This is a genomic window from Aureimonas phyllosphaerae, from assembly GCF_047943035.1.
Classification (GTDB): Bacteria; Pseudomonadota; Alphaproteobacteria; order Rhizobiales; family Rhizobiaceae; genus Aureimonas; species Aureimonas phyllosphaerae.
In genome coordinates this window covers 3,384,842-3,404,947 of the sequence record NZ_CP181348.1, presented here as the reverse complement: position 1 = coordinate 3,404,947, position 20,106 = coordinate 3,384,842, and the positions used below count along the sequence as shown (strand labels likewise).

Annotated in this window: 18 protein-coding genes; 10 read left to right on the top strand and 8 right to left on the bottom strand. The window is 66.1% G+C overall.

The features are described 5' to 3' along the window. Positions 1–19 precede the first annotated feature (19 nt). The 5 genes from lpxD to lpxB are packed head-to-tail and all read left to right on the top strand — an operon-like array spanning position 20 to position 4,382. Entirely contained in the window at positions 20–1,087 is a 1,068-nt protein-coding gene (gene lpxD / locus ACLNGM_RS16220) for a UDP-3-O-(3-hydroxymyristoyl)glucosamine N-acyltransferase (RefSeq protein WP_416355728.1), read from the top strand. Then, positions 1,065–1,529, top strand: coding sequence for a 3-hydroxyacyl-ACP dehydratase FabZ (gene fabZ, locus ACLNGM_RS16215; RefSeq protein WP_090964498.1), 465 nt, complete (start codon positions 1,065–1,067; stop codon positions 1,527–1,529). The genes lpxD and fabZ overlap by 23 nt, the downstream gene beginning before the upstream one ends. Further along, a complete protein-coding gene (lpxA, locus tag ACLNGM_RS16210) occupies positions 1,526–2,335 on the top strand; it encodes an acyl-ACP--UDP-N-acetylglucosamine O-acyltransferase (RefSeq protein ID WP_416355727.1) in 810 nt (269 codons plus the stop codon). The genes fabZ and lpxA overlap by 4 nt, the downstream gene beginning before the upstream one ends. Before the next feature lie 5 nt (positions 2,336–2,340). After that, positions 2,341–3,210 (top strand): LpxI family protein, encoded by an 870-nt coding sequence (locus ACLNGM_RS16205; protein WP_416355726.1) that lies wholly within the window; start codon positions 2,341–2,343, stop codon positions 3,208–3,210. Beyond that, complete coding sequence (lpxB, locus tag ACLNGM_RS16200) at positions 3,207–4,382, top strand: lipid-A-disaccharide synthase (RefSeq protein ID WP_416355725.1); 1,176 nt, start codon at positions 3,207–3,209, stop codon at positions 4,380–4,382. Before ACLNGM_RS16205 ends, lpxB begins: the two co-directional genes overlap by 4 nt. Positions 4,383–4,403: 21 nt before the next feature. Here lpxB and gltA read toward each other — a convergent pair whose 3' ends face one another. Both gltA and gltX read right to left on the bottom strand, forming a co-directional pair. Next, the gene (gene gltA, locus ACLNGM_RS16195) at positions 4,404–5,693 is read right to left on the bottom strand and encodes a citrate synthase (RefSeq protein WP_090964504.1); all 1,290 of its coding nucleotides are present in this window, start codon (positions 5,691–5,693) and stop codon (positions 4,404–4,406) included. 139 nt (positions 5,694–5,832) lie between these two features. After that, positions 5,833–7,254, bottom strand: a complete 1,422-nt coding sequence (gene gltX, locus ACLNGM_RS16190) for a glutamate--tRNA ligase (protein ID WP_416355724.1) — start codon at positions 7,252–7,254, stop codon at positions 5,833–5,835. A gap of 235 nt (positions 7,255–7,489) precedes the next feature. Here gltX and ACLNGM_RS16185 point away from each other — a divergent pair, with 235 nt between their 5' ends. After that, a complete protein-coding gene (locus ACLNGM_RS16185; protein ID WP_416358470.1) occupies positions 7,490–9,748 on the top strand; it encodes a ComEC/Rec2 family competence protein in 2,259 nt (752 codons plus the stop codon). Here the strand turns inward: ACLNGM_RS16185 and lexA are convergent. The 6 genes from lexA to ACLNGM_RS16155 all read right to left on the bottom strand — a co-directional run bounded on the left by lexA (position 9,702) and on the right by ACLNGM_RS16155 (position 15,858). Continuing rightward, the gene (lexA, locus tag ACLNGM_RS16180) at positions 9,702–10,358 is read right to left on the bottom strand and encodes a transcriptional repressor LexA (RefSeq protein ID WP_416358469.1); all 657 of its coding nucleotides are present in this window, start codon (positions 10,356–10,358) and stop codon (positions 9,702–9,704) included. The two genes, ACLNGM_RS16185 and lexA, sit on opposite strands and share 47 nt — an antisense overlap. 92 nt (positions 10,359–10,450) lie before the next feature. Beyond that, positions 10,451–11,671 (bottom strand): gephyrin-like molybdotransferase Glp, encoded by a 1,221-nt coding sequence (gene glp / locus ACLNGM_RS16175; RefSeq protein WP_416355723.1) that lies wholly within the window; start codon positions 11,669–11,671, stop codon positions 10,451–10,453. After that, a complete protein-coding gene (moaC, locus tag ACLNGM_RS16170) occupies positions 11,668–12,150 on the bottom strand; it encodes a cyclic pyranopterin monophosphate synthase MoaC (protein WP_416355722.1) in 483 nt (160 codons plus the stop codon). Before moaC ends, glp begins: the two co-directional genes overlap by 4 nt. Beyond that, positions 12,147–12,947 carry an indole-3-glycerol phosphate synthase TrpC gene (gene trpC / locus ACLNGM_RS16165; protein WP_416355721.1) on the bottom strand — a complete coding sequence of 267 codons (801 nt, stop codon included), beginning with the start codon at positions 12,945–12,947 and terminating at the stop codon, positions 12,147–12,149. Before trpC ends, moaC begins: the two co-directional genes overlap by 4 nt. Before the next feature lie 2 nt (positions 12,948–12,949). Further along, positions 12,950–13,975, bottom strand: coding sequence for an anthranilate phosphoribosyltransferase (trpD, locus tag ACLNGM_RS16160; RefSeq protein ID WP_416355720.1), 1,026 nt, complete (start codon positions 13,973–13,975; stop codon positions 12,950–12,952). Further along, positions 13,972–15,858 (bottom strand): SurA N-terminal domain-containing protein, encoded by a 1,887-nt coding sequence (locus tag ACLNGM_RS16155; protein WP_416355719.1) that lies wholly within the window; start codon positions 15,856–15,858, stop codon positions 13,972–13,974. The genes trpD and ACLNGM_RS16155 overlap by 4 nt, the downstream gene beginning before the upstream one ends. A 167-nt stretch (positions 15,859–16,025) precedes the next feature. Between ACLNGM_RS16155 and tpiA the strand changes: the two genes are divergently transcribed. The 4 genes from tpiA (at position 16,026) to kdsA (ending at position 20,070) form a co-directional block, all read left to right on the top strand. Then, the gene (gene tpiA, locus ACLNGM_RS16150; protein WP_416355718.1) at positions 16,026–16,781 is read left to right on the top strand and encodes a triose-phosphate isomerase; all 756 of its coding nucleotides are present in this window, start codon (positions 16,026–16,028) and stop codon (positions 16,779–16,781) included. Between the two features lie 86 nt (positions 16,782–16,867). Then, positions 16,868–17,479: a preprotein translocase subunit SecG gene (secG, locus tag ACLNGM_RS16145; protein WP_416355717.1), complete on the top strand. Its 612-nt coding sequence runs from the start codon at positions 16,868–16,870 to the stop codon at positions 17,477–17,479. A 108-nt stretch (positions 17,480–17,587) separates the two neighbouring features. Beyond that, positions 17,588–19,216: a CTP synthase gene (locus tag ACLNGM_RS16140; protein ID WP_416355716.1), complete on the top strand. Its 1,629-nt coding sequence runs from the start codon at positions 17,588–17,590 to the stop codon at positions 19,214–19,216. Positions 19,217–19,236: 20 nt separating this feature from the next. Further along, positions 19,237–20,070 carry a 3-deoxy-8-phosphooctulonate synthase gene (gene kdsA / locus ACLNGM_RS16135; protein ID WP_416355715.1) on the top strand — a complete coding sequence of 278 codons (834 nt, stop codon included), beginning with the start codon at positions 19,237–19,239 and terminating at the stop codon, positions 20,068–20,070. Positions 20,071–20,106 lie beyond the last annotated feature (36 nt).

The following is a 20,106-nucleotide window of genomic DNA, read 5'->3' as shown; positions in this document are numbered from 1 at the left end:
GCGGCGAGACAAGGCTCGGATGGCCCATCCCTTTTTCAAGCTCGGCAAGGGTCTGACCCTTGCCGAGCTTTGTTCCGTCTGCGGCGCGTCCGTGGAGCCGCAGTTCGCAGACCGCACGGTCAACGGCATCGCGTCGCTCGACCAGGCCGGCCCGGACGACGTCAGCTTCTTCGATACCCTTCGCTACGAGGCGGCCCTTCGGTCGACGCGCGCGAGCGCTGTGATCACGGCGCCTCGCTTCGCCGCGCTGGTGCCGGAGGGCGTGGTCGCGATCATTGCCAAGAGGCCGGTCATCGCGTTCGCGCAAGTGGGCCGTGAACTCTATCCCGATGCCATGAGGCCACGATCGAACTTCGAGGCCGGCTCGGTTTCCGATCAGGCGAGCGTGCATCCGTCCGCGCATCTAGAGGCTGGCGTGACGGTCGAACCGTTCGCGGTCATCGGTCCTGACGTGGCAATTGGAGCGGGGACGGTTGTTTCGAGCGGGGCGGTCATCGCGGCCGGATGCCAGATCGGCCGCGATTGCAGCATCGGAAGCCACGTCAGCATCCAGCATGCGTTGATCGGCAACCATGTGATCCTTCATCCGGGCGTGCGGGTCGGGCAGGATGGTTTTGGCTACGTGCCGGGGCCTCAAGGTCTGACGAAGCAGGTCCAGGTCGGGCGCGTGATCCTGCAGGATCACGTCGAAGTGGGTGCCAACACCACGATCGACCGTGGCGCGGTTCGTGATACGGTCGTGGGCGAGGGCACGAAGATCGACAATCTCGTGCAGGTCGCGCACAACGTGGTGATCGGCCGTCATTGCGTAATCGTCGGCCAGGTCGGCATCGCGGGCAGCGTGACGATCGGCAATGGGGTTTCGATCGGCGGGCAGACGGGTTTCAACGGTCACGTGACCGTGGGAGACGGCGCGCAAATCGCTGGCGTCAGCGTCGTGGCGTCGGATGTTCCGGCAGGCGCGCGTTGGGGCGGAGTGCCGGCTCGGCCGGTGAAGGATTGGTTGCGGCACATGGCATCCCTGCGGGGGTCGCCAAGGGAAAAGCAAAAGACGGCGGGTGGGGATGACGGAAACGACGACGCTTGAAAGCCTGGATATCCTCGGCATCCTGAAGCTCCTTCCGCATCGCTATCCCTTTCTGCTGGTCGACCGGATCGTCGATATCGACGGCGATCGCAGCGCGCGCGGGCTGAAGAATGTCACGGCGAACGAGCCGCATTTTCAGGGGCATTTTCCGGATTACCCGGTCATGCCGGGCGTCCTGATTATCGAAGGCATGGCGCAGACCGCGGGCGCGATCTGCCAGAAGGCGACAGGCGGCGACGCGAATTCGATTGTTTACTTCATGACGATCGACGGCGCGAAGTTCCGCAAGCCCGTCGTACCGGGTGATCTGCTCGAGTACCACGTGACCCAGACGAAGAAGCGCGGCAACATCTGGAAGTTCGACTGCGCTGGCATCGTCGGCGGTTCGAAGGTTGCGGAAGCGTCGATCAGCGCGATGCTCGTGCCCGGCGACGCAAAGTGAGCAGCACGTCCACGATTCATGCGTCCTCGATCGTTGAGGACGGCGCACAGATCGGCGACGGATGCGAGATCGGCCCGTTCTGCGTCATCGGGCCGAACGTCGTACTCGGAGCCGGCGCTCGTCTGAAGTCGCATGTCGTCCTCGCGGGAAACACGACGATCGGCGAGGGCGCGCGGATCCATCCATTCGCATCGATCGGAAACGAGCCCCAGCACCTCAAGTATATGGGCGAGGACACGCGACTGGTGATCGGCAGGAACTGTCTGATCCGCGAGCATGTCACGATGAATCCCGGAACGATCCAGGGCCTGTCCGAGACGAAGGTCGGCGACAATTGCGCCTTCTTCACCGGCGCTCATGTCGCGCATGACTGCGTGATCGGCAACAACGTCACGCTGATCAACAACGTCATGCTCGCTGGTCACTGCGTCGTGGGGGACTTTGCGACGATCGCGGGCGGGTCCGGCATCCATCAGTTCACCCGCATCGGGCACCACGCCTATGTGGGCGGTCTCGCCGCCGTGGAAGGCGACGTCATTCCCTTTGGGATGGTGCTCGGCAACCGTGCCTATCTCAGCGGCCTCAATGTGATCGGCATGAAGCGCGCCGGGTTCAACCGCGACGCGATCCGCAATGTCCGGAAGGCCTACCGGATGTTGTTCTCGGACGATCTGACATTCCGGGAGAATCTCGACGAGGTCGAGTCGGAATATCCCAACGATCCGCTGGTGCAGGACCTCCTTGGTTTCATCCGCGCGGGGGGCGACCGCGCCATCTGCTTCCCCCGTAGCGTTCGACCGAACTGAACCCAATGGGAACGGGGCCGACCGAAACGCGGCTCGGGATCATCGCCGCCGGCGGTGTCCTGCCCCGGCTGGTCGCCGAGGCAGCGCGCGATGCGGGGCTGACACCGGTCATCATCGCGATCGCCGACGGCCTGAGACAGGAATGGCCCGGCTACTGCGTTGTCCGGTTGCCCTGGTCTAAGACCGGCGACGTTTTCAGTCGGTTGTCGGAACATGGGGTCAGCCGCGTCGTGTTCTGCGGCACGATCTCCGTCCGGCCGGACTATCGCTCGATGATCCCGAGTCTTCGGACGCTGAAGTTGATGCCGGAGTTGCTCCGCATGGTGCGCGGCGGCGACGACAGCCTGCTGCGAGCCGTCGCCGGACTCTTCGAGCGCCGAGGGTTCGAGGTCGTCTCGGTCCATTCGATACTCCGCAATGTCCTGACCCCCTTGGGAACGCTGACACAGCAGACGCCGGACAAATCCGACCGGCTGGCTCTCCAGCGTGCGTCCGCGGCGGCAACGGAGATCGGACGCCTCGATATCGGGCAGGCGGTCGTCGCTTCGCCCGATCGCATCATTGCGGTCGAGGGGATCGAAGGGACGCGCGCCATGCTGGAGCGGGTCGGCGAGTTGCGCGCGAACGGGCGGATCGGACGAGGGGAGCCCTGCGTCCTCTTCAAGGCCTTCAAGCCACAACAGGACGAGCGCTTCGATCTTCCGAGCATCGGGACCGAGACGATCGAGCAGGCTGGCGCCGCCGGGCTGCGCGGCATCGGTCTCACGCCTGGCCGTTCCCTGATTCTCGAAGTGGGACGCGTCGTGGACGCCGCCAATGCCAAAGGTCTCTTTGTGACCGGGGCATCAGCCGAGGACGGGGGCGCGGCGACATGAAGGTGGCGTTCATCTTGGGGGAGGAGTCGGCGGACCGGATCGGTGCCGATCTCCTGCGTCATCTCAAGCGTATGGCGCCCGAGACGATCTCGGCGATCGGGTTGGGCGGTCCGTCGATGCGCGCCGAGGGGCTCGAGTCGCTGTTCGACATCGAGGAATTGTCGATCATCGGCATCGGAGCCATCGTCGCTCGACTGCCGAAGCTTCTGGGACGGCTCAATCAGACCATCGCGTTCCTGCGGGCGCAGCGCCCCGATGTCATCGTCACGATCGACAGTTTCACCTTCTCCAACCGCGTGGCAGCGAAGCTTCGACCGAGCCTCCCTGAGACGGTGTTCGTGAACGTGGTGCCGCCTGCGATCTGGGCCTATCGCCCGGAGCGTGCTCGCAAGCTGTCGTCCGCGGTCGACCGGACGCTGTGCCTGTTTCCGTTCGAACCGGAGGCACTGCAGCGCCACGGCGGGCCGCCGGCATCCTATATCGGCCATCCGATCATGGCGGATTCGCACCTTCGCACCATTCTCGAGCGGGATGCGGCGATTGGCTCGCGCCAGCCGGCGACGCGCCCGACGCTCCTGATACTACCCGGCTCGCGCCGCGGCGAAATCACGCGACTGATGGACGATTTCGGCCGGACCTTCGCGGATTTGTCCGAGCGGGTGCCGAACCTGCGCGGCATGCTGCCCGCCGTTTCCCGCGTGCGCCCGCTGATCGAGGAGAAGCTACGATCCTGGCCGATTCGTCCGGAGTTGGTCGAAGGCGAGGATGCCAAATGGCAGGCCTTTTCCGAAGCCGACGCGGCGATCGCGGCTTCCGGCACGGTCGCGCTGGAGTTGGCGCTCGCAGCGGTGCCGATGGTTCTGGCCTATCGGCTGGACCCCATATCCTATCGCCTGCGTCACCTGATGACCGGTTGGACGGCCGCCCTGCCGAATTTCGTGGCGGGACACCCGCTGGTGCCCGAGCATTTTCATGAGACAATCCAGCCGGAGCATCTGGCGCGACGGCTCGAAAGATTGATGACGCGGACGCCCGAGCGAGCGGCGCAGATAGCAGGTTTCGAAGCGATCCGAGCGGCGATGACCGTGCCGGAGGCGCCGGGAGTTGCCGCTGCCCGGATCATCCTCGACATGCAGGCCGCAAAGAAAACGGGCGCCGAAGCGCCCGTCTGATCGATCTCATGTTGCCCGAGGTCAGCCGCGGGCGTCGACCGGGGTGTAATCGCGCTGGGCCGCGCCGGTGTAGAGCTGGCGAGGGCGGCCGATACGCTGATGCGGATCCTCGATCATCTCTTTCCATTGCGCGATCCAGCCGACGGTGCGGGCGACCGCGAAGAGCACGGTGAACATCTCGGTCGGGAAGCCGAGCGCCTTCAGCGTGATTCCGGAGTAGAAATCGACGTTCGGGTAGAGCTTCTTCTCGATGAAGTACGGATCGTGCAGCGCGATCTGTTCGAGTTCCATCGCGACCTCGAGCAGCGGATCGTCCTTGATGCCGAGCTCGGTCAGCACCTCGTGGCAGGTTTGCTGCATGATCTTCGCGCGCGGATCGTAGTTCTTGTACACGCGATGGCCGAAGCCCATCAGGCGGAACGGATCGTTCTTGTCCTTGGCCCGCGCGATGAACTCCGGAATGCGGTCCTTGCTGCCGATCTCGGCCAGCATGTTGAGCGCCGCCTCGTTGGCGCCGCCATGCGCCGGACCCCACAGGCAGGCGATGCCGGCCGCAATGCAGGCGAACGGGTTGGCGCCGGACGAACCGGCGAGACGCACCGTCGAGGTCGAGGCGTTCTGTTCGTGGTCGGCATGGAGCGTGAAGATACGGTCCATGGCGCGGGCCAGCACCGGGTTGATCTGATACGGCTCGCAGGGCACCGCAAAGCACATATGCAGGAAGTTTTCCGCGTAGGAGAGGTCGTTGCGCGGGTAAACGAACGGCTGGCCGATGTGATACTTGTAAGCCATGGCCGCCAGCGTCGGCGTCTTGGCGATCATGCGGATCGAAGCGACCATCCGCTGGTGCGGGTCCGCGATGTCGGTCGAGTCGTGGTAGAAGGCCGAGAGTGCGCCGACCGAACCGACCATCACGGCCATCGGATGCGCGTCGCGACGGAAGCCAGTGTAGAAGCGCGACATCTGCTCATGCACCATGGTGTGGCGCGTCACGCGGTAGGTGAAGTCGTTCATCTCGGCGGCGGTCGGCAGTTCGCCGTAGAGCAGGAGATAGCAGGTCTCAAGGAAGTTGCCGCGCTCGGCGAGCTGATCGATCGGATAGCCGCGGTGCAGCAGCACACCTTCGTCGCCGTCGATGAAGGTGATCTTTGATTCGCAGGAAGCGGTGGACGTAAAGCCTGGGTCGTAGGTGAAGAGCCCAGTATCCTTGTAAAGCGCCGCGATGTCGACAACATCGGGACCGATCGTCCCGTGGCGCAGCTTAAGCTCGGTTTCCTTCGGGCCTAAGGTCAGTTTCGCCGAATCGGTCATTCGTTCCCCTTCTGGATGTCCGCCGGGCAGCGCCCGGCGAGAGCCGATCGGCAGGGAATGCGCCGAGCGCACGTTCGATGCCGATATCGTACGGAATTATTGCACCGCACTCTGTTAAGCGCCAGTGCAGGCCAAGGGTTCATGCAGCCTGATCGCGCAGCCTGGCCAATGTTTCATCACGCCCGAGGACGTCGAGCACGTCGAAGACGCCCGGAGAGGTCGTCTTGCCGGTGAGGGCGGCGCGCAGCGGCTGCGCCGCCTTACCGAGCTTCAAGCCTTCGCGCTCCGCATAGTCGCGGACGACGGCTTCAATGGAGCCGGCATTCCACTCGGTCAGGGCTTCGAGGGCCGGCAGCAGCCCCGAGACGACCTCCCGCCCGCCGCCGGCCAAGATCTCCTCCGCCTTCGGGTCGATGGGCAGGGGGCGCGAGGCAAAGAGATAGGCAGCGCTCTCCGTCAGCTCGACCAGCGTCTTGGCGCGCTCCTTGAGGCCCGGCATCGCGCGCAGCAGACGGTCACGCACCACGTCGTCGGGCGCCGAGCGCAGGATAGCGCCGTTCGGCAGGTGCTCGCGCACGTCCATCAGGTGATCGACGAGATCGGCATCCACGCTCATACGGATCCAGTGACCGTTTACGGCATCGAGCTTGGCGAAATCGAAACGCGCCGCGCCACGATTCACATCGTCGATGTCGAACCAGGCGATCATGTCCTCGGGCGAGATGATCTCCTCGTCCCCATGGCTCCAGCCGAGACGCACGAGGTAATTCTTCAGGCCGACGGGGAGATAACCCATCTCGCGATAGGCCTCGACGCCCAGGGCACCATGTCGCTTCGACAGCTTCGCCCCGTCCGCCCCGTGGATGAGCGGGATATGGGCGAAGACGGGAACGTCCCAGTCCAACGCCTTGTAGATCAACGTCTGGCGACCGGCGTTGGTCAGGTGATCGTCACCGCGAATGATATGCGTGACGCCCATGTCGTGGTCGTCGACGACGACCGCGTGCATGTAGGTCGGCGTCCCGTCCGAGCGAAGGAGAATGAAGTCGTCGAGGTCCTTGTTGGGAAAGCGGACTTCACCCTGGACACGGTCGTGCACCACAGTCTCGCCGTCCATCGGAGCCTTGATGCGGATCACCGGTTTGACACCCGCCGGCGCCTCGGACGGGTCGCGGTCGCGCCAGCGCCCGTCGTAGCGCGGAGGGCGCTTCTCCGCCTTGGCCTTCTCGCGCATCTCGTCGAGTTCGGCCGGGGAGGCGTAGCAGTAATAGGCCTTTCCGGCCGCAACCAGCTCCTCGGCCACCTCACGGTGACGCGGCGCGCGCTCGAACTGGGAAACCGGCGGCTCGTCGGCGTCGAGACCGAGCCAATGCAGACCGTCGATGATCGCCTTCACAGCGGGTTCGGTGGAACGCTCGCGGTCGGTATCCTCGATGCGCAGCAGCATCTTGCCGCCCGTCTTGCGAGCGTACAGCCAGTTGAAGAGCGCCGTACGCGCGCCACCGATATGAAGATAGCCCGTCGGCGACGGTGCGAACCGGGTTACGACGCGGTCGGTCATGGAAGGTCCTCGAAGGTGGAAGAATCGCGCCAGCCGTCGGACACGAGGTCCGAAATGGTCTGTGCAGAGCCGGCTGGACGATGCCTGTCTTTCTCGGCCCGTGGTGTAGCATAGCGGGAAGGCGAGACAAGCGAAGCGAACCGATGTGACGACCAAGGGACATAGCGTCACGACACCATCGCTCGGCAGCCGGGTCGGCAAGAGCGGTCCGTCCTCGCTGCCCCTCCTTGCCGCGATGCGCGCGTGGCTGGCACGTCAGGTCGCGCTGGAGGAGCGTTCGCGCACGGCGTTCGCGCTCTTTCCGATCGCGATGATCGCAGCAGCGGCGACGTTTTACCGAACGACGTTCCAGCCGGGTCTCGCGGCGATCGCGCTTCTCGCGGGCGTCGGTGCCCTTTCGCTCGCTCTGCCAGGAATGGCACGCTCGTTCCGTGTCGGCGGCGTCGTCGGGCTCGGTCTTGCGGCGGGCTTCGCCGCCTGTATCGCGGAGCGCGCCCGCACCGAGACGACGCTTTTCTCGGGCGAGGCGACGGTGCGGATCGCCGGGCCGGTGTTGGCGCGGGAGCAGGACGACCGCGGTCGCTATCGATACATCGTCGAAATCGAATCGACAGAACGCCCGGTCCTCTCACGACCGCCGGAGCGCGCGCGGATCGTTGTTTCGAGCCGACACGAGCCCTTGCCCATCGGCTCGACCTATCGAGGGCTCGTGCGCCTGCGTCCACCTTCGGGGCCGGCCTATCCCGGTGCGCACGATTTCGCCTTCGGGTCATACTTCGGGGGGCTGGGCGCCTACGGGTTCTCGCTCGGCGCGCCGGCACCACCGGGCGCATTGCGCGACCCGTCGATCTCGGACCGCATCGCGACGCTGCGACTTGCTATGGGGGAGACAATTCGGGCCGTCCTTCCGGGCGCGACAGGTGCGGTCGCCTCGGCCCTCGTGACCGGGGAGCGAGCCGGAATCCCGGAGGAGATCAACGAGGATCTGCGCGTCACGGGGTTGGCGCATGTGCTGTCGATCAGCGGCTTTCACATGGCGCTCGTCGCCGGTTTCTTCCTTCTCGTCACGCGCCTCGGCCTCGCGACCGTCGTGCCGATGGCTCTCCGTTGGCCGATCAAGAAACTGGCGGCGGTCGTTGCCCTCGTAGGGACCGGCTTCTACTTCCTTCTCGCCGGCGACAACGCCGCAACGGAGCGCTCCTTCGTCATGATCGCGGTCATGCTGGGCGCGGTGCTTCTCGATCAGCCTGCACTGACCCTGCGAAACGTCTGCATCGCTGCGGTCGTGGTCATCGCGCTGTCGCCTCATGTCGTACCGACAGCCACCTTTCAGATGTCCTTCGCGGCAACGGCAGCATTGATCGGCGCATATGGCGCCTACGCTCGATGGCAGTCCCGGCGGAACGAGGGCCAGCGTAGGGAAGGCCTGTCGATCCGATGGCTGAGCCTCATTCTTCTGGGGATGGCGATGTCGTCGCTGATTGCCGGCGCCGCTACCGCGCCGTACGCGATCTACCACTTCCAGCGCGGCGCTCCGTTCTCGCTCATCGCCAACATCGTGGCGACGCCTTTCTTCAGCTTTTGGATCATGCCGTTTGCGATGCTGGCCGTGCTGGCCATGCCGTTCGGCCTTCACGTTCTTCCCCTCAAGGCGATGGGGTGGGGCCTCGACCTCGTCTTCGCCCTGGCTGCCTATCTCGCCGACGCGTTTCCGGACTATCCGACCGGCCTGATCAGCGGCCCAGCACTCATCTGCTTTTCGGCCGCGATCCTCATCGTCTCCTTTTCCGCCAGCGGACTTCGCTGGTTCGCGCTTGCGCCGATTGCCATCGGCTTTGCGCTCTTGCGTCCCGGACCTGCTCCGGAGCTCTTGCTCTTCGAGGACGGTCGCGAACTCGCTTTGATCGATAGGGACGGGCAACTGCACTCCGTCCAGCCACGACCATCCACCTTCGTCTGGGACCAGTGGCGACGCGCGTTGCAAACCGAGCCGGGACAGCGGGCAAGTCACAGCCGGACTAGCTTGGTGTCCGCCCCAACGACGGACGGCGCCGTGACGTCCAATCTTTCCAGCGCCGGAGCATTCCGATGCGAAGACGGCATCTGTCGCGGACTAACCCGGTCCGGACTGCGGATCGCGTGGAGCGATGATTATCAGAAGCTCGACGACGTCTGCCGCGACAGCGATATCGCCATCATGGCGCGGGCTGTCCGGGCGAACGCCTGCCGGACCGGCGATGCCCGACTGGTCACGTTGAGGACCCTGCGCCGAACCGGCTCTCTCGCGATCTCCCGCGCCTCTGACGCAACGATCGAAATGCGCCACTCCATACCGACCGAGCCGCAGGCCTGGAACCGCCATCGCTTCGCGGCATGGCCTGAGTACTGGCGCAAATCGGACAGCGCGACGGCCGAAACGACAGGCCGCGCCGAGGATCGTCGCGCTGTCAGTGATAGCGCCGGATCAGCCCCACCAGTTTCCCCTGGACCTTGACCCGATCAGCGCCCAGCAGACGCGTCTCGTAAGCCGGATTGGCGGCCTCGAGCGCCACCATGCCGCCCTTGCGGCGAAATCGTTTCAGCGTGGCTTCCTCATCATCGACGAGCGCGACCACGATTTCTCCAGCGCTCGCCGACTCGCTGCGCTGAATCACGACGGTATCCCCATCCAGGATGCCGGCTTCGATCATCGAGTCGCCCTTGACCTCCAGCGCGTAATGTTCGCCGGATCCAAGCATCTCGGGCGGCACGACGATGTCGTGCGTGTTCTGCTGAATGGCCGAGATCGGAACACCGGCTGCGATGCGGCCCATGACCGGCACGGAGGAAACGTCGCGTTCGACGGCTCGCGGTGTCTTGAACAAGGGCTCCACGTTGGACGGACGGGAGGCAGGCGGCGCGGCCGCCGCCTTGGCTGCGGACTCCGGCAGCTTCACCACCTCCAGCGCCCGCGCCCGATTTGGTAGGCGCCGGATGAAGCCGCGCTCCTCGAGCGCCGTGATCAAGCGGTGGATGCCGGACTTCGAACGGAGATCCAAGGCGTCCTTCATCTCGTCGAAGGACGGAGGGACGCCCACCGATTGCAGACGCTCATGAATGAACATCAGAAGCTCGTGCTGCTTGCGCGTCAGCATGGGACGATTCCTCGAAACAAAACCTGAACAAACCTAGCTGTTCCGTTTGTGTTCTGCAAGGATCATCCGGTGGTCAGCATAACGTACTCGCACGGCTCGCCTGCGACGGCAGCCGGCGCGAAGGCCGGGCGAACGAGGAGAGCGTCGGCACGCGCGAAAACCGAGAGAAGCGAGGAGTCCTGCCGAGGCAGCGGCACGACGCGGCATGGCGAGCCGGCGGGGTCGATTTGGATGTGGGCGCGCAGGAAGTCCGTCCGCTTGTCGTTGGCCTTGACGTCGAGCCCAAGGATGCCGCGTCTCCGGCGACTGACGGGAGCGGCGCCGGACAGTTTCTCGATCAGCGGGCGCAGGAACAGTTCGGCGGTGACGAGGCTGGACGCTGGGTTTCCCGGTAGACCAAGGATGCGCATAGGGCCCAGCGAGCCAGCCATCAACGGTTTTCCCGGCCGCATTGCGACCCGCCAGAAATCGAGCGTGGCACCGGCTTCGGTGAGGACCGGTCCGACGAGATCGTGGTCGCCCACCGATGCGCCGCCGACGGTCACCAGGATGTCGGCCCTTGCGTTCTGGGCCCGCTCGATGGCCGACGCGAGATCGTCCCGGCGATCGGGGATGATCCCGAGGTCGATGACAGAGCCACCGATCACGCGAACGATCATCGAGATGGCCAGCGTGTTGGATGCGACGGTCTGCGAGGGTCCCGCCGGCGTGCCCGGAGGAACCAGTTCGTCGCCCGTGGCCGCGATGGCGACACGCACCCGTCGCCGGACTTCGATCGTTCCATAGCCGCCGCTTGCCGCGAGGGCGCAGGCAGCGGGTGTCAGCCGGGACGCGGCTGGCGCGAGGACGTCGGAGAGGCGGAAATCGTTGCCAGCGCGGCGAATGTGCGCCCCGGGCTCGACGCGTTCCAGAATGCGGACCTTAGACTCAGCGGGTCGATCCGTATTCTCCTGAATGACCACTGCATCCGCACCATCGGGGACCGGCGCGCCGGTGAAGATGCGCACCGCCTCGTCCGTCGACAGACTGCCGGAGAAGGCATGCCCCGCCGCCGATTCCCCGACGACCTTCAGAACCGGAGAGGGGCCGGTCAGGTCCGCCGCACGCACCGCGTACCCATCCATCGCGGAAGCATCGAACGCAGGTTGGGTTCGGCGCGCGTGGAGGTCGGCGGGTAGGACGCGTCCACACGCGTCTTCGATCGCGATGGCTTCGATACCGTCGACAGGGCTGACATTGCGAAGCAGCCGTTCAACGGCCTCGTCGAACGGAACCAGCGTCATGAGGCCGACCAGTGTCCCGAACGCCCGCCCGTCTTCTCGATGAGACGGATGGCCGTGATCGACATGCCCCGATCGACGGCCTTGGCCATGTCGTAGATCGTGAGGCACGCTATGGAGACAGCGGTAAGCGCCTCCATCTCGATGCCGGTCTTGCCGGTCACGCGTGCGCTCGCCGTAACGCGGATGCCGGGAAGCGCTGCCTGAATCTCCAGATCGACGGACACCTTCTCGAGCAGCAGCTGATGGCAGAGGGGAATGAGTTCGTGCGTGCGCTTGGCCGCCATGATGCCGGCGATGCGCGCGATCGAGAGAACATCGCCCTTCTTTGCCGAGCCGGAGCGGATCATGTCCAGCGTCTCGGCCGCCATCAGCACCAACCCTTCGGCGGTGGCTTCGCGGACTGTCGCATCCTTCGCGCCGACATCGACCATCGCCGCGTTGCCGGCTTCGTCCAGATGGGTCAGGCGATCGCCGCTCATGCCGCAGCGCCCGTCAGAAGCGCCTGCGTGGCACCCTCGACGTCCGCCTGTCGCATCAGGCTCTCGCCGATCAGGAAGGTGGAAATTCCCGAGCGATGCAGCCGACGGCAATCCTCGTGGCCACCGATGCCGCTCTCGCCCACCAAAATCCGGTCGCTACCCACCATGCCCGCCAGCCTCTCGCTCACAGCGAGATCGACCGCAAAGGTTCGCAGGTTGCGGTTGTTGACGCCGATCAACGGCGAGCGGAGCTTCAAGGCCCGCTCCGTCTCGGCCTCGTCATGCACTTCGATCAGCGCCGCCATGCCGAGATCGTCGGCCGCAGCCTCCAGATCGGCAGCCAGGGCGTCGTCGACCGACGCCATGATGATCAGGATCGCGTCCGCGTCCCACGCTCGCGCTTCCAGCACCTGGTAGGTGTCGAACAGGAAATCCTTGCGCAGGGCGGGCAGGGTGGTCGCGTTCCGGGCGGCGGTCAGAAACTCCGGAGCACCTTGAAAGGACGGTGCATCCGTCAGCACGCTGAGGCAGGCGGCGCCAGCCCGCTCGTAGGCTTCCGCGAGTGAAACGGGATCGAAATCCTCCCGGATCAGTCCTTTCGAGGGGCTGGCCTTCTTCACCTCTGCGATCAGCGCGAAGTCCCCGGCCTGGTGCTTCCTGCGGATGGCCGACGTGAAATCGCGCGGCGGCTGGCCGGCGGCGATGCGTCGGGTGAGTTCGCTAGCCGAAACGCTCGCCTTTGCCTTTGCGATCTCCTCGCGCTTGTAGGCTTCGATCTTCGCCAGGATATCGGACATCGTCAGGCTCCCTTCGCGCTGCCCGTTGCGGAGACCAGCCGGTCAAGTGCATCCCGCGCCTGCCCGCTCGCCAACGAGTCCCGCGCCATGACCAGCCCTTCTGCCAGATTCGCAACGCGGTCTGCGACGACAAGTGCAGCCCCCGCGTTCAGAAGCACGATGTCTCGATAGGCGCTTGGCTCGTCCGCTAGGACGGATCGAAGTGCGGCGGCGTTCTCAATGGCATCGCCGCCGACGATATCGGCGAGGCGGCGGCGTTCGAAGCCGAACGCTTCCGGTTCGATCGTGAACTCGCGGATCGACCCGTCACGGATCTCGCAGACGGTCGTCGGACCGCAATTCGTGATCTCGTCGAGACCGTTGCCGTGCACGACCCATGCAGCCTGCGTGCCGAGCGCCAGAAGGGCTTCGGCGATCGGCCGAACCCACTCGGCGGCATAGACACCTACCAGAAGGCGGCGAACGCCGGCGGGATTGGCAAGCGGTCCAAGCATGTTGAAAATGGTGCGCGTGCCGAGTTCGACGCGCGACGGGCCGACGAAGCGCATCGCCGCATGATGGGTCGGCGCGAACATGAAACATAGGTTGGCGCGCTCGGCGACCTTCGAAATCTCCCCGGGCGTCAGGTCGACGTCAACGCCAAGCGCCGCGAGGACATCGGCCGAACCCGAGCGCGACGACAGGGCCCGGTTCCCGTGCTTGGCGACAGGCACGCCGCATCCGGCCACCACGAAGGCCGCACAGGTCGAGACGTTGTAGGTGCCAGCACGATCGCCCCCGGTGCCGACGATGTCGACCGCCTCGGCCGGCGCGCGCACTCGCGCCATGTTGGCGCGCATGACGTCGACGGCACCGGCGATCTCATCGACGGTCTCGCCGCGAACCCGCAGGGCCATCAGGAAACCGCCGATCTGCGAGGGTGTCGCCTCGCCGGACATGAGGATGCCAAACGCCTCGCGCGCCTCTTCGCGCGAGAGCGCCTCGCCACCCGCGACCTTTCCGATCAGCGGCTTCAGGCCGGCGCTCATCGCACTGCCACCTTCGCCTGCTGGAGGGCGGCGTTGTTCAGCGACACCGGAATCGATCCCTGGAGGTAGGCGACGTAGCTCTGGAAGAGATCCTCGCGCATCGTCTCGTCCAGCGACTGGCGCGCCTGCGCGGGGACGTTCGCAGCGGGGTCAGCGGCGTCGGCGACCTCCGTGACCTGTAGGACGACCGCCTGACCGGACTCGAGCGCGGGCGCTTCGGCGACCGTACCCTGCGGACCGGAGAAGGCGGCGCGTGTCGCCGCCTCGCCGATCTCGGCGCGGCCGCTCTCACGCGTGATGGCAGCTGCCGTTTCCACCGTGAGGCCTTCCGCCGCTGCGACGTCGGCAAGCGACTGCCCACCTCGGACCCGCTCCGCCAACGCCTCGGCCCGGTCGGTCATCAGACGCTCCGCTTCGTCGACCTTCCAGTCCGCCACGACGCGATCGCGCACTTCGGCCAAGGGGCGGTCTCGTGCGGGCACGACGTCACCGAGTTCGATGAAGACGTAGTTGTTGCCCTGGTAGTTGACCGGCTGCGGCGGCATGCCGGGCTGGGCCGCGAACACGGCCGCGAGAAGCTGGGGTTTTGCCGGAAGATCCGGGGCAGCGGACGCGTCGGCCGGGTTGCCGGAGGCGTCGACCGGCGCCACCGTCTGTAGCGCATAGCCGGCCTGCTGCGCGGCCTCGGCCAGCGGCGCGCCGTTCTGCATCGCCTCCGAAATCGCGTTGTAGGCGTCTGTAACCTTCGAGTTCGCCGCCTCCAGCGCGAGGGCGTTTCGCACCTCGTCACGCACCTCGTCGAGCGGACGCACGACTTCCGGCGCGATCTCCCGGACCTGCATGATGACGGGGCCGAAGGGACCGTCGACCACGGCGGTCGGCGTATTCAGGGTGGCCGAGAAAGCTGCATCGGCGAGCGTCGCATTGGGAATGGCGGAGCGTGGCACAAGGCCGAGGTCGGCGACCTGACGCCCTTCCGCGGTGGCCGCATCCGCGAAGCTCGTGCCGGACGCCATCGCCTGCATGGCACGATCTGCGGACGCGCGGTCGGCGAACACGATCTGCTCGACCTGACGGCGCTCCGGCGTCGTGTAGCGCGCGCGGTTGGCCTCGTAGCTCGCAGCGATCGCGTCGTCCGTGATGGCGGCAGGATCGGCGAGCGCGGCGGGCGAAAGCGACAGGAAGGAGAAGCCGCGATACTCGGGGGCGCGGTAGGCGTCCTGGCCTTGCGTATAGAAGTCGTCGAGCGCTTCGTCGGTCGGCGCCTCGACGCTGTCGACCGGCGGGGGCGTCAGGCGCATGAAGTTCACGGTGCGACGCTCGCCGTTATAGGCACCGAGCGCCTCGACGAACGCGGCGGGAACGGACGCGCCGTCGGAGAGCGGCGCGATCAGCTGGTTACGCGTCGCGCTGCCGCGCAGGTCCTCGAGGTAGGACTGCTCGGTGATCTGCGCGTTCGCCAGCACTGCGCGCATCGTGTTGCGCGAGAAATTTCCGGACTGGTCCTTGAATGCCGGCTCGTTCTGGATGAGCTGGATCAATCCGTCGTCGGAGACGCCGACGCCGAGGCGGCGGGCCTGCTCGTCGAGAAGGGCACCGGCGGTCAGCTGTGACAGCACCGCCTGATCGAGGCCGAACGCTTCCGCTTCTTCGGTGCTCGGGCGACGCTGCAACTGCTGCGAAAGGCGGTTGAGGCCCTGGCGATAGGCGAGCTGGAAATCGGGAACGGAAACGCGCGTGTCGCCGGCGGTCAGGATCGTGCTGCCGCCATCGCGATTGCGCAGGACGTCCGTGATGCCCCAGCCGACGAAGCTGACGGCCAACGCGCCCAGAAACAGTCTGGCCACCCAGCTCGACGCGCCGCGCCGCATCTGACTCATCATCACCCGTCTCCCGAATTTGTTCTTTGCGTCAGGGCAATAGGCATTTTGGCAGAGGAAGGAAAGCGTGGCGCCGGTGACGTCGCGCTTGATTTCGCCTCGCGCGTGCCGCTAGCACCTTCGTCACGAGCGCAGCGGAAACGATCCGTGCCAACGAATCGGGAGAACACATGAGCCGAACGCCGCTGATCGCGGGAAACTGGAAGATGAACGGCTCGCGCGCGGCACTGGATGAACTGTCCGCGATGGTGGCCGATCTCGCCGCCAACCCGGTCGACGGGGTGCAGGTCCTGATCTGCCCGCCGGCGATCCTCGTTGCGAGGGCTGCAGAACTCGCCGGCGAGACGGTCGCGATCGGCGGCCAGGACGCGCATGCGAAGGAAAGCGGCGCCCATACCGGCGACGTCTCGGCGGCCATGATGAAGGACGCAGGCGCCAGCCACGTCATCCTCGGGCATTCCGAGCGTCGGACCGACCATGGCGAGGCGAGCGAACTCGTGGCGCGCAAGGCGGAGGCCGCCTGGGCGTCGGGCCTCGTCGCGGTCATCTGCATCGGCGAGACCGAAGCGGAAAAGAACGCAGGCCGGACTCTCGACGTACTCGCCGACCAGATCGAGCGCTCGCTGCCCGTCGGCGTCACGCCGGCGAACACCGTCGTGGCCTACGAGCCGGTCTGGGCGATCGGCACCGGCCGCACACCGACGGTAGCCGAGATCGGCGAGACCCATGCCTTCATCCGCGGTCGGATCGCCGATCGCTTCGATCCCGAGACTGCGGATGGCATGCGAATTCTCTACGGCGGGTCGGTGAAGGCGTTCAACGCGGCCGAGCTACTCGCGCTTGGCGATGTCGACGGAGCGCTCGTCGGTGGCGCCAGCCTCAAGGCTTCGGACTTCCTGCCCATCTGCCGTGCCGCGCGAGGCTGACGCTCCGCCGCTGCCGAAAGCGGTTGGAATACGCGAAAGCCTCCTATAGAAGACGCGCAACTTGTGAGAGATTGCGCCTCGAGGCCATGCAGACCGTTCTGATCGTCATCCACCTCCTGATTGTCTTGGCCCTCGTGGTCGTCGTGCTGCTGCAGCGCTCCGAAGGCGGTGCGCTCGGCATGGGCGGCGGCGGCGGCGGGCTGATGACGGCCCGTGGCGCAGCCAACATGCTGACGCGCACGACCGCGATCCTGGCGACGGGCTTCTTCATCACGTCGCTGTCCCTTGCGCTTCTGGCTCGCTACGGCTCGAACGGCCTCGACATCCTCGACCGCGTTCCCTCGCAGACGGCTCCGGCGGTTCCGGGAGCTGCGGGCGGAGCGGCGGGCGGTTCGCTGCTCGACCAGCTCGGCGGACTGCCGGAGCAGCAGGACGGCGCCCCGGTCGACGTGCCGTCGGGCGCGTCTCAGACCGCACCGACGACGACCGCGCCCGCGACGACGCCCGCAGCCCCGGCCAACACTGAGGGCGTGCCGACCGGCGCGGCTTCGGCGACGATCCCGGCGAACCCGGCTCCGCAGTCGCCGGCTGCTGCCGAGGTGCCGACGGTCCCGCCCGTCGAGACGCCGCCGGCCGGTGCGACCGCGACCGATCAGTCGGCTCCTGCGACGACGGCGCCGGCCCAGCCCGCGCAGTAGTGCTGGGCTCTGCACGGCAACACCCCAAGGGGCGCTGCGGCGCCCCTTTTTCATTTCGACCACAAGGGGACTGGTCGAATCCTGCTTGAGCGAGTATCGGGAAGGCCCATGGCGCGATACATTTTCATCACCGGCGGCGTGGTTTCATCCTTGGGGAAGGGGATCGCATCGGCGGCCCTCGGCGCGTTGCTGCAGGCACGTGGCTACAGGGTTCGGCTCCGCAAGCTCGATCCCTACCTGAACGTCGATCCGGGCACGATGAGCCCGACGCAGCATGGCGAGGTCTTCGTGACCGACGACGGCGCGGAGACGGACCTCGACCTCGGCCACTACGAGCGTTTCACCGGTCGCTCCGCGAACCGGATGGACAACATCACGACGGGCCGGATCTACCAGGAAATCATCGCCAAGGAACGCCGCGGCGACTACCTCGGCGCGACCGTCCAGGTGATTCCCCACGTCACGGACGCGATCAAGAACTTCGTTCTGGAAGGCAACGAGGAGTACGATTTCGTGCTCTGCGAGATCGGCGGCACGGTCGGCGATATCGAAGCGATGCCGTTCATGGAGGCGATCCGCCAGCTCGGCAACGATCTGCCGCGCAACGGCGCCGTCTACGTGCACCTGACGCTGATGCCTTACATTCCAACGGCCGGTGAGCTGAAGACCAAGCCGACGCAGCATTCCGTCAAGGAACTGCGCTCGATCGGCATTCAGCCGGACATCCTCCTCGTGCGCGCCGATCGTCCGATCCCGAAGGAGGAGCGTCGGAAGATGAGCCTCTTCTGCAACGTCCGGGAGAGCGCAGTCATTCAGGCGCTGGACGTCGCGACGATCTACGACGTGCCGATCGCCTATCACAACGAGGGCCTCGACACCGAGGTGCTGGCCGCCTTCGGCATCGACCCGGCGCCGAAGCCGAAGCTCGAGCGCTGGCTGCAGGTGGTCGAGAACGTCGCGCGCCCCGAGGGCGAAGTGACGATCGCCGTGGTCGGCAAGTACACAGGGCTGAAGGACGCCTACAAGTCGCTGATCGAGGCGCTTCAGCACGGCGGCATCGCCAACCGCGTGAAGGTCAATCTCGACTGGATCGAATCGGAGGTCTTCGAGAAGGAAGACCCGACGCCCTACCTTGAAAAGGTCGGCGGTATCCTGGTTCCCGGCGGCTTCGGCGAGCGCGGCTCGGAGGGCAAAATCAGCGCGGCGCGCTTCGCCCGCGAGCGTGACGTTCCTTACTTTGGCATCTGCTTCGGCATGCAGATGGCGGTGATCGAGGCGGCGCGTTCGCTGGCCGGCGTCGCCGAAGCCGGGTCGACCGAGTTTGGGCCCACCTCGGAGCCGGTCGTCGGCATCATGACCGAGTGGATGCGCGGCAACGAGTTGGAGCAGCGGGCGTCCGAGGGCGATCTCGGCGGCACGATGCGTCTCGGCGCCTACGAGGCGTCGCTGGCGCCCGGCTCGCGCATCGCCGACATCTACGGCGCAACCACGATCACCGAGCGCCATCGTCATCGCTACGAGGTCAACCGCACCTATCGTGATCGGCTGGAGGGTGCGGGCATGATCTTCGCCGGCATGTCGCCGGACGGATTGCTGCCGGAAACGGTGGAACTGCCCGATCATCCGTGGTTCATCGGCGTGCAGTATCACCCCGAGCTGAAGTCGCGTCCGTTCGAGCCGCACCCGCTGTTCGCCTCGTTCATCGCCGCGGCGATCGAACGCTCGCGTCTGCTCTGACCCCGATCGAAAGGCCGACCATGCTGGCTCCGAACTCCACCATCCGTCTTCGGGGCGCCGAGTTCGCGCAGGACAAGCCGTTCTCGCTGATCGCCGGTCCCTGCCAGATGGAAAGCCGCGATCATGCGCTGATGATCGCCGAACGCATGAAGCGGATCACCGGCGATCTCGGGATCGGCTACGTGTTCAAGGCAAGCTTCGACAAGGCAAACCGGACGAGCCGGGAGGGCCGGCGCGGCATCGGCCTCGAAGGGGCGCTGCCGGTGTTCGAAGAGATCCAGGCACAGTTCGACGTGGCGGTCCTGACCGACGTTCACACGGCCGAGCAGTGCGAACCGGTCGGCGAGATCTGCGACGTGCTGCAAATCCCGGCCTTCCTATCGCGCCAGACCGACCTTCTCGTGGCAGCGGCCCACACCGGCCGTGTCGTGAACATCAAGAAGGGCCAGTTCCTTGCGCCTTGGGACATGCGCCATGCGATCGAAAAGGTGACGGGCAGCGGCAACGCCAACGTGCTCCTGACCGAGCGCGGATCGTCGTTCGGCTACAACACGCTCGTCAGCGACTTCCGGGCTCTGCCGATCATGGCCGAGACCGGGGCGCCCGTCGTCTTCGACGCAACGCATTCGGTGCAGCAGCCGGGCGGGCAGGGCGGCTCGTCGGGCGGCGAGCGCCGTTTCGTGGCGACCCTTGCGCGCGCGGCCGTCGCGGTCGGCGTCGGCGGTCTTTTCATCGAGACGCACGAGGATCCAGACAACGCGCCGTCCGACGGGCCGAACATGGTCGCGCTCGACGACATGCCCGAGCTCCTGAAGCGGCTGCGCGATCTCGACGCGGTCGCCAAGAACTCCTGACACAAAGCATTCCGGCCGGCGCCTGTTCGGGCCGGC

Bases quoted from the DNA above. Each gene is read 5' to 3' on its own strand.
- lpxD (WP_416355728.1), top strand. From the start codon at position 20: ATGGCCCATCCCTTTTTCAAGCTCGGCAAGGGTCTGACCCTTGCCGAG.
- fabZ (WP_090964498.1), top strand. From the start codon at position 1,065: ATGACGGAAACGACGACGCTTGAAAGCCTGGATATCCTCGGCATCCTG.
- ACLNGM_RS16205 (WP_416355726.1), top strand. From the start codon at position 2,341: ATGGGAACGGGGCCGACCGAAACGCGGCTCGGGATCATCGCCGCCGGC.
- lpxB (WP_416355725.1), top strand. From the start codon at position 3,207: ATGAAGGTGGCGTTCATCTTGGGGGAGGAGTCGGCGGACCGGATCGGT.
- gltA (WP_090964504.1), bottom strand. From the start codon at position 5,693: ATGACCGATTCGGCGAAACTGACCTTAGGCCCGAAGGAAACCGAGCTT.
- gltX (WP_416355724.1), bottom strand. From the start codon at position 7,254: ATGACCGACCGCGTCGTAACCCGGTTCGCACCGTCGCCGACGGGCTAT.
- ACLNGM_RS16185 (WP_416358470.1), top strand. From the start codon at position 7,490: ATGCGCGCGTGGCTGGCACGTCAGGTCGCGCTGGAGGAGCGTTCGCGC.
- lexA (WP_416358469.1), bottom strand. From the start codon at position 10,358: ATGTTCATTCATGAGCGTCTGCAATCGGTGGGCGTCCCTCCGTCCTTC.
- glp (WP_416355723.1), bottom strand. From the start codon at position 11,671: ATGACGCTGGTTCCGTTCGACGAGGCCGTTGAACGGCTGCTTCGCAAT.
- moaC (WP_416355722.1), bottom strand. From the start codon at position 12,150: ATGAGCGGCGATCGCCTGACCCATCTGGACGAAGCCGGCAACGCGGCG.
- trpC (WP_416355721.1), bottom strand. From the start codon at position 12,947: ATGTCCGATATCCTGGCGAAGATCGAAGCCTACAAGCGCGAGGAGATC.
- trpD (WP_416355720.1), bottom strand. From the start codon at position 13,975: ATGAGCGCCGGCCTGAAGCCGCTGATCGGAAAGGTCGCGGGTGGCGAG.
- ACLNGM_RS16155 (WP_416355719.1), bottom strand. From the start codon at position 15,858: ATGATGAGTCAGATGCGGCGCGGCGCGTCGAGCTGGGTGGCCAGACTG.
- tpiA (WP_416355718.1), top strand. From the start codon at position 16,026: ATGAGCCGAACGCCGCTGATCGCGGGAAACTGGAAGATGAACGGCTCG.
- secG (WP_416355717.1), top strand. From the start codon at position 16,868: ATGCAGACCGTTCTGATCGTCATCCACCTCCTGATTGTCTTGGCCCTC.
- ACLNGM_RS16140 (WP_416355716.1), top strand. From the start codon at position 17,588: ATGGCGCGATACATTTTCATCACCGGCGGCGTGGTTTCATCCTTGGGG.
- kdsA (WP_416355715.1), top strand. From the start codon at position 19,237: ATGCTGGCTCCGAACTCCACCATCCGTCTTCGGGGCGCCGAGTTCGCG.